Raw genomic sequence first — 11,042 nt, forward strand, 5'->3', positions numbered from 1 at the left:
GCACGCCGCAAGGTGGACCGCGCCATCGGCCCCAGGTGAAGCAGATGGCAAGACGCCGACAGTTTCACCGCAATGGCGACGCATACCCCGAAGAGAGCAAACCCGACATGGCAAGGCTGACCAGCCTGAAGCCGCGCATCGCTGCGCTGGTACCTCGCATCGGGTATGCACCCGGCGACGAGAAAGAGCGGCTGCGCCAGCGTGACGCAACGGTGACGTGGCGCGCCTGGTACAAGACTGCTCGCTGGTACAAGCTTCGGCAGCAGATCCTGCTGCGAGACAACTACACGTGCAAGCAGACTGGCGTGCTGTGCATCGGCAAGTATCCAGCGGACAACAGCGCTGTCGTCGACCACATCATGCCCCATCGTGGTGATGAGCATCTGTTCTGGTCAGAGCGCAATCTCCAGACGGTCAGCAAGCTCTACCACGACAGCGAGAAGCAGAAGCAGGAGCGGGCGCACCGCTGACTGCCGAGGCGGGGGGTGGGTCGAATGTCTAGCGACCCCTCTCAGCCCGTACCCGCGTCCCCCTCATTCAGGGATTTTTTTCGTGTCGACTGAGAATTTTGACCTGTTCGGCAATCCCTTTGTGGAGCGTCCGGCCAAGCGCGGTCGGCCGCCTCATGACGTTACGCCGAAAACTCGCAACAGAGTCAGCATGTTAGTGGCGCTGGGCTGGACCAATCCGCGAATATCGGCGGCGATGGGCGTCACGCTGCCGACCTTGCACAAGCATTATTTTTACGAGCTGCGGCAGCGCGAGGTTGCTCGCGATCGACTCGAGCTGCGCCGCTTCGAGATGGCTTGGGACATGGCCGAGGCCGGCAACGTCGGAGCGTTCAAGGAGTTCGGCAAGCTGCTGGATCGCAGCGACCGCATGGAGATCGAGCGCCAGATGGGCCAGCGGAAACCCGACGAACCCGGTCAACCGGAGCGGCCAGGCAAGAAGGTGGTCGACAAGCAACGCGCCATGGACGCCGATGCGAATTTGATGGCCGAGCTCGAACTCGAAGCAGCGCAGCATGCTCTCCATAGCTGACGAACTGCCGCGCTTCGCCTGCCCGGACTGGTGGGAGAAGATTCAAGCGGGCGACACGCCTATGGCCGACGTGCCGGTAAATGAGGCCAAGGCTGCGAAGTCCGTGGCGTTCTTTAATCGTCTCCGCCTGCCGGACGTTCCGGGAAACCCGACGCTGGCCGAGGCGTGCGGGCAATGGTTCCGCGACATCGTAGTCGCCTTCTTGGCGAGCGAAGACCCAGACACCAAACAGCGGCTTGTTTGGGAACTGCTATGCATGGTGCCGAAGAAGAATTCGAAAACGACCTACGTCGCCGGGCTCGGCCTCACGGCGTTATTCGTCGAGGAGGCTCCAAATCGCCAGATGATGCTTGTGGCTCCGAGCCAGAACATTTCAGAGCGATGCTTCGGCCAGGCGCAGGGCATGATCAGGCTCGATACGCGGCTCGATGCCATTTTCAATTTACAGGATCACCTGAAAAGGATCACCCGGAGCAAAACCGGCACCAAGCTGGACGTTAAGAGCTTCGACACCACCATCGTGACGGGCGAAATCCCAATCCTAACGATCATCGATGAGGTGCACGAGCTCGGCAAGAAGGCCAAGGCAGCGGCCGTCATGCAGCAGATTCGCGGTGGTGGAATCACGATGCAGGGTGGTCAGGTTTTGATGATCACGACGCAATCCGACGAGGCACCGTCTGGCATCTGGAAGAACGAACTCGACAAGGCGAGGAAGATCCGCGACGGCAAGGGCGGCAGGTCTCCGATCCTTCTGCCGGTCCTCTATGAGTTTCCAGTGGAGCTACAGCGCAATCAGGACTTCTGGCGCGATCGCCGAAACTGGAAGCACATCCTGCCCAACCTTGGTCTGTCGATCGACCCGCAGCGCCTGGCCGACGACTACGAGAACAACGGCAAGGTCAACAAAGAAGCCGAGCAGATTTGGGCCAGCCAGCATCTGAACATCGAAATCGGTGTCGGCCTGGGTGGTGACGGCTGGTCCGGTGCTCCCCATTGGGAGACGTGCGCGGATAGCAGCCTGACTGGTCTCGATAGCCTCCTGCAGCGCTCCGAAGTGTGCACGATCGGCATTGATTGGGGTGGCGCTGACGATCTCGCTGCCATCTACGTGATCGGTCGCGAGACAACCACCAAACGCTGGCTTGGCTGGGGAAGGGCGTGGGCGCGGCCAACTGTTTTCGAACAGCGAAAAGGAATTGCCGCGTTCCTGCGCGAGTTTGAACGAGATGGCGACCTCATCATCTCGAAGACGGGTGAAGAGCAAGCCGCATCGGCCGCCGACATTTGCCGCCTTGTTGCTGACAGCGGCCTTTTGCCTGAGGCCGCAGGCATCGGCCTCGATAGCGCTGGTATAGCGCTGCTTTTGGATGCGCTCGAAGAGCGGAATCTAGAGCAGCCGCTTGTGCAAGCCGTTGCGCAGGGGTGGAAGCTTCAGACCGCCATCGCATCGGTGCCGTTGAAACTTGAGGATCGACGTTTCCTGCATGGCGACCAAGCCATCATGGCGTGGTCGGTCGGGAACGCCAAGCAGACGCTGCGAGGCAGCAACTACGTCGTGACCAAGGAAGTTTCGGGCGCGGCGAAGATTGACCCCCTGATGGCGCTCTTCAATGCGGCAATGTTGATGTTCCTCAACCCCGAGGCGTCGGGCGGTCCGTCCGTCTACGAAACTCGCGGCCTTTTGATGGTGTGATGGATGAGCATTTTTGATTTCTTCCGTCGCCCCGAAGCAAAGACAGCGGCCCCTGCCGTCCGCGCTATGGCGGGCGAGGCAGCGATGTTCAATGACCTTGATGACCCGCAGTTGCTTGAATTCATTCGCGGTGGCGGCGGAGGGATGACCGAGTCCGGCATTGTCGTCACGCCAAAGGCGGCGCTCAAGAACACGACTGTGCTTCGGTGCGTATCCCTACACTCATTTTCAGCGGGCATGCTTCCGCTCCATCTCCTGGATAAGAAAACGAGCGAGAAGGCCGAAGACCATCCGCTGTTTCGCATTCTGCATCGGCGGCCGAATGCGTGGCAGACCGCGTACGAGTTCAAGTCACTTATGCAGCAGCGTGCGCTCGGAGCGGGTGGTGATGGGCACCGTGGCGACGCATTTGCGCTCATTGTGCGAAGCGGCAGTCGCATCGTCCAGCTTGTTCCGTTGGCGACAGAGCGGGTGCAGCCTCGCCAGCGAAACGACTGGTCGTTGGAGTATGTCTATCAGCGTCCAGCCGGTGGCGAGATCGTTCTGCCACAGCAAGATGTCTTCCATCTTCGCTGCGGTCTTTCGGAGGACGGCATATCCGGCCTGTCTATGGTGAAGCAGGCGGCAGACGCCATCTCGCTGGCGATCCAGACTGAGAAGGCCGCTGCCCGGCTATTTCGCAATGGCATGCTGGTCGGCGGTGCGCTCGCACATCCGCAACAACTGTCACCGGAAGCTTATGAACGTCTCAAGTCCAGCATGGAAGAGCGCTTTACTGGTGCCGAGAACGCGCACAAGTGGATGATCCTCGAAGAGGGGATGAAGGCAGAGCGGTTTTCTCAAACGGGTCAGGAAAGCCAGGCCCTTGAGCAGCGCAAGTTTCAAAATGAAGAGATTTCGCGTCCGTTTGGTGTACCCCGACCGCTTCTCAATGTTGACGATACGTCTTGGGGCTCTGGCATTGACGTTCTCGGCCAGTTTTTCGTCCGGTACGGTCTGAACCCTTGGTTCGAAGCGTGGCAGCAGGCTATCGAGCGCTCTCTTTTGACCGAACGGGAAGCGGACCTTTACGAAGCAAAATTCAATGCAGGAGCTTTGCTTCGTGGCTCAATGAAGGATCAAGCCGACTTCTTCGCGAAGGGCCTCGGCTCTGGCGGTCATCAGCCTTTCTTGCATCCCGACGAAGTGCGCAGCTGGCTCGACCTGCCACACCGTGACGATCTCCCAGAACCCATGGGCCAGAGTAAGGAGCGAGGCAATGAGCCTGCGAAATCTGCCTGAAGTCCAAGCATTCCAGAAGCCAGAGTGGCTAAACTTCGAGGCGCCCGACCAGAATGTCGAGGCGTTCGACCCAGCCGTCATTTCGGCGGCAGCAGACGACACCAATGAGATATCGATTTATGGTCAGATTGGGATTGACCCCTTCACGGCGGTCGATAACTCGGAACGCCGGATCGCCGCTGCGCTTCGCTCGATTGGTAAGCGCGACATTACCGTCAGCATCAATTCACCCGGTGGCAACTTCTTCACCGGCTTGGCCATCTACAATCTGTTGCGGGCGCATCCGGCGAAGGTGTCCATCCATGTCATTGGGATGGCCGGATCCGCTGCCTCTGTAATTGCCATGGCAGGGGATGAGACGCTTATGGCAGATGGCTCGTTCATCATGGTTCACAATGCTTCCGGTGTCGTGATCGGCAATAAGTTCGATGCGAAAGACGCCGCCGATCTTCTGGCCGAGGTGGATGGTGCGATGGCGCAGATCTATGCGGCGCGCGCAGGAGTCGAAACGAAGGTTGCGGCGGCCTGGATGGACCGCCGTCGTGGTGATGGCACGATGTTCAATGCTTCGTCGGCCATCGATAGCGGTCTTGCTGACGGAAAATTGGCGGCTGGCGCAATTAAAGTGAACGCCGAGGCGACCAAAGCAGTGCCGCGCGAACGGGTGATGGAAAACGCGCTCGTCGCCGCAGCAAACATGTCTCCGCAGGATGCAAAAGCGTTCATTGCGGATCTGAAATCCGGCACGCGAGATGCTCCGGTAAACGTCACGCGCGACGCTGACGATCTGAAGGCTGCCATTGAGCAGCTTCGTTCAACAATCAGGTCATAACAGGAGATTCCAATGACCAAGCACATGAACCCGCGCAAGCTGCGCGGCATCGTCTCCGTGCGCGCCGATGCGAGCGGCGACCTCAAGGCACTGATCGCCAACCTCAATACCGACTGGGCCGCTTTCAAGGCCACGATGGCTGACAAGGACAAGGAGCTCGCCAAGAAGTTCGATGATGTTGTGACGACCGACAAGCTCGATCGCATCAACGCTAGTGTCGGCGATCTGCAAAAGCTTATCGACGAGACGAACGCTAAGATCGCGGCGATGGCCATCGGTGCCGGCAGCGACGCTAATGTGAAGGATCGCGAGTATTCGGATGCCTTCACGGCTCATGTTCGTCGTGGCGAYGTGCAGGCCTCGCTCAACAAGGGCACTGATCCCGAAGGCGGCTATCTGGCGCCGACCGAATGGGACCGCACCATTATCGACAAACTGAAGCTGGTTTCACCTATGCGTCAGATTGCTTCGGTGCAGACCATCTCGACGGCAGGATTTTCGAAGCTTTACAACCTTCGCGGAACTACATCTGGTTGGGTAGGTGAGAAGGCGGCCCGCCCGGAAACAAACACCCCGCCCTTCGGTTCGATGACCTTCACACCTGGTGAAATCTACGCAAATCCTGCTGCTACACAGGCCATGCTGGACGATGCACAGATCAACCTGGAAAGCTGGCTCGCGGACGAGGTACAGACCGAGTTCGCCTACCAGGAAGGTCTCGCATTCATCGCTGGCGATGGCACGAATAAGCCGGCAGGGTTCCTGACCTTCATCACTGGCGGTTCCAATGCCGCGAAAAACCCGCTTGGCGCCATCGAGGTGAAAACCGCGGCATCCGGTGCGGCCTTCACCTCTGACGAACTTCTGGAGCTGATTTATCTCCTGCCGTCCGTCTATTCAGCCGGTGCGGGGTGGGTGATGAACCGCACCACCCAGGGCGTTATCCGCAAAATGAAAGACGGTCAGCAGAACTACCTGTGGCAACCGTCTTATGTAGCCGGCCAGCCGGCACAGATTGCCGGGTATCCCGTGACGGAAATGCCGGGCATGCCCGACATCGCTCTCAGCTCGGTGCCGGTGGCTTTTGGCGACTTCCGGCGTGGCTATCTGATCGTCGATCGCACGGGTGTCCGCGTCCTGCGCGACCCTTATTCCAACAAGCCCTACGTGATGTTCTACACCACGAAGCGTGTCGGCGGTGGCGTGAACAACCCCGAGACCATCAAGGTCTTGAAGATGAAGGCCAGCTAACGAGCTGGCATGCGGGCGGCATTCGTGCCGCTCGCTGATTCCCCTTCGCTTTTCCAACAATTGGAGATCTGTTCCAATGGCCAAAACAAACCCCACCTCCGAAAACCTTGCGGTTCCATCCGAAGAAGAGCTTGTCATCGCTGATGCGCCTATTGCGCGCGCGCCGGCCCTGACGCTCAAGGAAATCGAGGCGATGGGTCTTGACCCTTCGCCTTATGGCTACCCGATCGCTGACCCGGCTGTCGAGTAATGCTCGCGCCCGTCCGAATTGCCGCGCCGGCCGTTACGCCCGTATCGCTTGTCGAGGCGAAGGCCCATCTACGCGTCGATCATGAGGATGACGATGCTGTCATCACCGCCTTGATCGGTGCCGCAACCGACCATCTGGATGGCCGGACCGGCATTCTCGGGCGGGCGCTTGTTGACCAGACGTGGCGACAGGATTTCAACGGGTTCCGCGGATGTCTGCGCCTTCCGCTTGCGCCTGTCGCTGCTGATGGTGTGGAGAGTGTGAAATATTTCGACGCCAACAACGTCGAGCAGACGCTTGCCGCGACAACATACCATTTACTGGTCGACGCGCTCGGCCCATTCGTCTCGCTCAAAGCCGGGCAATCCTGGCCGTCGACCTTTGCGCGCCTCGATGCCGTGTCGATCGAGTTCGTTGCCGGGTACGGAGACGACGCCAAGGTGCCGGATGCGCTTAGGGTCGCGATCCTGATGCATGTCGCTCATATCTACAACAACCCCGAAGCGGTGGTTGTTGGCGGGGCTGCGACTTCGCTACCGCTGGGTCATGGCGCGTTGATTGCGCCCTATCGCCGGATCTCGGTCTGATGTGGGTCCGCTTCACCGACGTGTTCCGGTGGTCGCCGCCGGAGATGAACAACACCTGGTCGCAGGTTTTCCAGCCTTCGATCCAGAATGTCACTTCGCCCTGCGGCAATGCTGCCATAGCGGCAGGCAAAGCGGTGAAGGCGAAACGGCCAGCGAAAGGTGAGAAATGCGCGGCGCTGGGCAACTGAGAAATCGCGTCCATTGCCAGATGAAGGGGCCGGCGACCGACGAATTCAACAATCCGGTTCCCGGTGGCGCGGTCTGGGCGACACAGTTTTCTGTCCGGGCCGGCTTTCGTCCGCGCAATGGCGGAGAGGCCGTCATGGCAGGGCGGTTGCAAGGCATCCAGCCGTACATCGTGACGGTGAGGCAAAGCAGCCAGACCCGGCAGATTACATCTGCCTGGCGCCTCGTCGATGCGCATGACGCCTGCCGCATTTTCAGTGTGAAGTCGCTGGCCGATCCCGACGACAAGGGCGCCTGGCTGGAACTGCTGGTCGAGCAAGGGACGGCGAGCTGATGGCGGTCCAGGCGAAGTTCGTCGGTCGCGAGGCTCTGGCTCGCCGCCTTCGTCAATTGGTGCCTGATGCTGAGAAGCAAGCAGCTGCAGCGCAGCTCGAGGCGGCTACGGAGCTTGCCGCTGCAATCGAGTTGCGGGCTCCGCTCGGCGAAACCGGCGACTATCGCGCTAGCATCGAGGGCGGGCGTTTAGCCGACAAATCGCAGAAGGCCGTGCTTGGGTCGACCACGAAAGATCCGAATGCAACGGGCGTCTTCGCCGATTATGTCTGGCGGTTTTTGGAGTTCGGCACGGTCAAGATGGCAGCGCAGCCGCATATCTTCCCGACATACCGCGCCATGAAAAAGCGCATACGCCGCAAGGTGTCGAACGCGATCAACAAGGCAGTCCGCAAGGCGAAATCCTAATGGCGTCACCTCAACGCGAACTGGTCGGGCTGGCCGTGGCCAAGCTTCGTGCGACCACAGCCGTCACCGCACTCGTTGGGGCGCGCATCAACTTTCGACGTCCGGAAACAGAAGAGTTTCCGCAGATTGCTGGTTTCGACACGGTCGGTCTGCGCGCCGACGCGACCTGCATCAGTGGCTCGGACATCATGCTAAGCATCCATGTGTGGACGCGCGACGGCATCGATCCGCTTCAGGACGCCCGCGCAATCGCCCATGAGATCGAGCTGGCGCTTCACGATGCACCGCTCGCCCTGCCAACAAACCACCTGGTGACACTCGATCACCGCGGCGATCGCGTTTTCTACGACGTGGACGGCCTGACCGGTCATGGCGTCGTGGAATTTCGCGCGACCACTCAGCAATCCCCCTGACCGGCGCAATAGCCGGATTTCTCTCAACCACTGGAAGGAAGTGACCATGCCTCAGCACAAGGGACGCATGCTGCTGATCAAAATTGGCAACGCCGGTATGCCTACCGAGACGTTTGCCAATCTTTGCGGCCTCAAGACGCGTAGTTTCAACCTGTCGGCCAATGAAATCGACACAACCACGCCCGACTGCACCAATCCTGGCGGACCAGTTCAAAAGACGTCGGAGCCCGGCATCGTCAACCGCACCTTCTCCGGTTCCGGTGCCTTCGTCAGCGGCGGCCCCCAGGCCATTCTCATGGCCCATGTGCGCAATGGCACGGTCTTTAACGCTCAGGTCGTCGTGCCGGGCGAAGGCGAATACGAGGGCTCCTGGATGGTTTCGGACTTCGAATTCACCGGCGAAATGGAAGGCAACATGGCGTTCTCCGCCACCTTCTCTGCTGCTGGACCGCTGACCTTCGCGGCGGAGACTCCGTAACATGCTTCCGGTCAATGGTGCGCGCGGCGAGGTCGCGCTGAAGATTGGTGACGTCGATCTGGTGATTGCAGCCGAGATTGGTCGATTGGCGGCGGTCTCGACTGCGCTCGATTGCAAGTCCTTCAGCGATTTGTATCAGCGCCTGCTCGGTGTCGAGGTCGCAGCGACCATATCGGGCGTTGAACACATGACTGTCCGCGGCGATGTCGCAGCGGCCCTTCGGGAATTGAAGCTGCGTCATTTCCCTGCCTGCAAAACCGCGTTCGCCACCGCGCTCCAGCATCACCTCGGCGATGACGCGGGAAAAGCCGGAGCCGCCGGCGAGGCGGCGGCAAAGCGTCGGAAGGCGCGCTAGACGTTCTGCCCTGGCGGGATTGGCTCCGCACGGCGCTTGGGCCGTTGCAGTGGCGTCCCACTGACTTCTGGGCAGCGACAATCGGTGAATTCTTCGACGCAATCGAGGTGTTCAACGAGATGCATGGCGGTCCTGCGCAGCCTGAGACGCCGACCGAAGACGAATTGGCTGAGCTGCTGGAGAAGTATGGCTAATGGCTGAAGACCTTGAACAGCTCGTCCTGGCTATCTCGGCTGACACGCGCCAGATCCAGCGCGCATTGAAGAAGTTGGAAGGCGACACAGGCAACAGCACCAAGAAGATCGAACGCCAGTTCGATGGGTTGAGCAAGCGCATCAACGGGGCGTTCGTAGGAATCGGTCGCGCCGCCAAGGGTTTGCTGGCCGGCGTTGCGGCCGCTTTCACGCTGCGCGAGGCGCAAGGTCTGATCGACGCTTCGACGCGGATCCAGAACGCACTCAAAGTCGCGGGCCTCGAAGGCGCAGAACTGACCCGTGTCTATGATCGGTTGTTCGACAGCGCCCAGCGGAATGCCGCGCCGCTCGAAAGTCTGGTGACGCTTTATGGGCGGGCGGCAATCGTTCAAAAGGAACTCGGCGTTTCGACCGAAGAGCTACTCGGTTTCACTGACAACGTTGCGCTGGCGCTGCGTGTGGCCGGGACCGATGCGCAGTCCGCCTCTGGCGCATTGTTGCAGCTCTCGCAGGCTCTTGGATCTGGCACGGTCCGGGCGGAAGAGTTCAACAGTATCCTTGAGGGGGCGTTGCCTATTGCTCAGGCGGCGGCTGCTGGTCTCGAGGAAGCGSGCGGCTCGGTCTCCAAGCTTCGACAGCTGATCGTCGACGGGGAAGTATCGTCCGAGGCGTTCTTCCGAGCCTTCGAGGCCGGCAGCGCCATGCTCAAGGATAAAGTCGCGGGCGCGGTCCTTACCACTGACCAGGCGACCACCAAGCTTTGGAACGCACTCACTAAAGCGGCCGGAGAGTTCAACACGGCCACCGGTGCCAGCGAAAACTTCGCAGGTGGTCTGGGCAAGGTCGCTGAAGCGATCGCGTCATTCGACATGTCCGGCTTCATCGGTGAGATACAGCGCGGCGGTGACGCCCTGGAGAAGTTTCTGAACAGGGTTGGAAACGCCAATATCTTCAAAGATTTCAACGATTATTTCGGCCTTAACAGCCCGGAAAACCTCGCAAAATATGGCATGACTTCCGCCCCGACTGCCGGGCCGGAGGGCGTCAAAATTGCTGGCGGTAAGGGCGAGGCCGTCACGAGCCCAATTGATCGGCGCATCGAGAAGGCCTTTGAAACACCAACCAAGTCGACGGTGTCGCTGAAGGATTTCGCCGCACCTGATAAGGATGACAAGAAGAAGTCGACACGTGAGCGCGCTGACGAATATGCGCGCCTATCGCAGCGCATCGCCGAAACGACGGCCGAAATGGTCGCCGAGACCGAAGCACAGCGTCAGCTCAATCCGCTGATCGACGACTATGGCTATGCCGCCGAAAAGGCGCGCATGGAGCGCGAGCTTCTGACTGCAGCCGAAGAAGCCGGCAAAAAAGTCACGCCGCAGCTGCGGGCCGAGATTGCGGCGCTCGCCGATCAGTATGCGACGGCCGGTGTCGAAAGCGCCAAGCTGGCAGAGAGCCAGGATGACCTTCGTTCGCGCATGGAGGACTTCAGGAGCCTCGGCAAGGACGTGGTCGGCGGGTTCATTTCAGACCTTCAGGACGGCACGGACGCGCTGGACGCTGTCGCTAACGCCCTCCGAAAAGTCGGTGCGGAATTGATCAATAGCGGTCTCGAAAGCCTCTTCGGCAAGAGCGGGAGCGGCAACTGGGTAAGCGGCTTGTTTTCCTCTTTGTTTGGCGGTGGTGGCGGTGGCTCGGACCCTTGGGGCGGCATGCGTGAAAACGGCGGGCCGGTGC

At 60.1% G+C, this 11,042-nt stretch carries 16 protein-coding genes; all 16 read left to right on the plus strand.

What is annotated here, in order from left to right; genetic code table 11:
- Nucleotides 1-44 precede the first annotated feature (44 nt).
- The gene (locus AC1DWF_RS13370; RefSeq protein ID WP_476784352.1) at nucleotides 45-470 is read left to right on the plus strand and encodes an HNH endonuclease; all 426 of its coding nucleotides are present in this window, start codon (nucleotides 45-47) and stop codon (nucleotides 468-470) included.
- Between the two features lie 235 nt (nucleotides 471-705).
- A complete protein-coding gene (locus tag AC1DWF_RS13375; RefSeq protein WP_476784353.1) occupies nucleotides 706-1,041 on the plus strand; it encodes a hypothetical protein in 336 nt (111 codons plus the stop codon).
- The gene (locus tag AC1DWF_RS13380; RefSeq protein ID WP_476784354.1) at nucleotides 1,025-2,737 is read left to right on the plus strand and encodes a terminase TerL endonuclease subunit; all 1,713 of its coding nucleotides are present in this window, start codon (nucleotides 1,025-1,027) and stop codon (nucleotides 2,735-2,737) included. The genes AC1DWF_RS13375 and AC1DWF_RS13380 overlap by 17 nt, the downstream gene beginning before the upstream one ends.
- Before the next feature lie 3 nt (nucleotides 2,738-2,740).
- Nucleotides 2,741-4,018: a phage portal protein gene (locus AC1DWF_RS13385; RefSeq protein WP_476788659.1), complete on the plus strand. Its 1,278-nt coding sequence runs from the start codon at nucleotides 2,741-2,743 to the stop codon at nucleotides 4,016-4,018.
- Nucleotides 3,996-4,850: a head maturation protease, ClpP-related gene (locus AC1DWF_RS13390; RefSeq protein WP_476784777.1), complete on the plus strand. Its 855-nt coding sequence runs from the start codon at nucleotides 3,996-3,998 to the stop codon at nucleotides 4,848-4,850. Before AC1DWF_RS13385 ends, AC1DWF_RS13390 begins: the two co-directional genes overlap by 23 nt.
- A 57-nt stretch (nucleotides 4,851-4,907) precedes the next feature.
- Nucleotides 4,908-6,101, plus strand: a complete 1,194-nt coding sequence (locus AC1DWF_RS13395; protein WP_476784776.1) for a phage major capsid protein — start codon at nucleotides 4,908-4,910, stop codon at nucleotides 6,099-6,101.
- A 76-nt stretch (nucleotides 6,102-6,177) separates the two neighbouring features.
- Entirely contained in the window at nucleotides 6,178-6,351 is a 174-nt protein-coding gene (locus tag AC1DWF_RS13400; protein WP_476784775.1) for a hypothetical protein, read from the plus strand.
- On the plus strand, nucleotides 6,351-6,938 hold the full coding sequence (locus AC1DWF_RS13405; RefSeq protein WP_476784774.1) for a head-tail connector protein: 588 nt from the start codon (nucleotides 6,351-6,353) through the stop codon (nucleotides 6,936-6,938). The genes AC1DWF_RS13400 and AC1DWF_RS13405 overlap by 1 nt, the downstream gene beginning before the upstream one ends.
- A complete protein-coding gene (locus tag AC1DWF_RS13410; protein WP_476841756.1) occupies nucleotides 6,938-7,126 on the plus strand; it encodes a hypothetical protein in 189 nt (62 codons plus the stop codon). Before AC1DWF_RS13405 ends, AC1DWF_RS13410 begins: the two co-directional genes overlap by 1 nt.
- Nucleotides 7,127-7,146: 20 nt before the next feature.
- Nucleotides 7,147-7,458: a head-tail adaptor protein gene (locus AC1DWF_RS13415; RefSeq protein WP_476841757.1), complete on the plus strand. Its 312-nt coding sequence runs from the start codon at nucleotides 7,147-7,149 to the stop codon at nucleotides 7,456-7,458.
- Nucleotides 7,458-7,865, plus strand: a complete 408-nt coding sequence (locus AC1DWF_RS13420; protein WP_476784772.1) for an HK97-gp10 family putative phage morphogenesis protein — start codon at nucleotides 7,458-7,460, stop codon at nucleotides 7,863-7,865. The genes AC1DWF_RS13415 and AC1DWF_RS13420 overlap by 1 nt, the downstream gene beginning before the upstream one ends.
- A gap of 35 nt (nucleotides 7,866-7,900) precedes the next feature.
- Nucleotides 7,901-8,278, plus strand: a complete 378-nt coding sequence (locus tag AC1DWF_RS13425) for a DUF3168 domain-containing protein (protein ID WP_476784771.1) — start codon at nucleotides 7,901-7,903, stop codon at nucleotides 8,276-8,278.
- A 46-nt stretch (nucleotides 8,279-8,324) separates the two neighbouring features.
- Nucleotides 8,325-8,756 carry a phage major tail protein, TP901-1 family gene (locus tag AC1DWF_RS13430; protein ID WP_476784770.1) on the plus strand — a complete coding sequence of 144 codons (432 nt, stop codon included), beginning with the start codon at nucleotides 8,325-8,327 and terminating at the stop codon, nucleotides 8,754-8,756.
- A 1-nt stretch (nucleotide 8,757) separates the two neighbouring features.
- Nucleotides 8,758-9,111 (plus strand): hypothetical protein, encoded by a 354-nt coding sequence (locus AC1DWF_RS13435; RefSeq protein WP_476784769.1) that lies wholly within the window; start codon nucleotides 8,758-8,760, stop codon nucleotides 9,109-9,111.
- Nucleotides 9,112-9,155: 44 nt separating this feature from the next.
- Nucleotides 9,156-9,305 (plus strand): phage tail assembly chaperone, encoded by a 150-nt coding sequence (locus AC1DWF_RS13440; protein WP_476784768.1) that lies wholly within the window; start codon nucleotides 9,156-9,158, stop codon nucleotides 9,303-9,305.
- A 128-nt stretch (nucleotides 9,306-9,433) separates the two neighbouring features.
- A partial coding sequence (locus tag AC1DWF_RS13445) for a tape measure protein (protein ID WP_476841758.1) occupies nucleotides 9,434-11,042 on the plus strand: 1,609 nt, incomplete at its 3' end.

It is taken from the genome of Aminobacter sp. P4_D5, assembly GCF_056401815.1.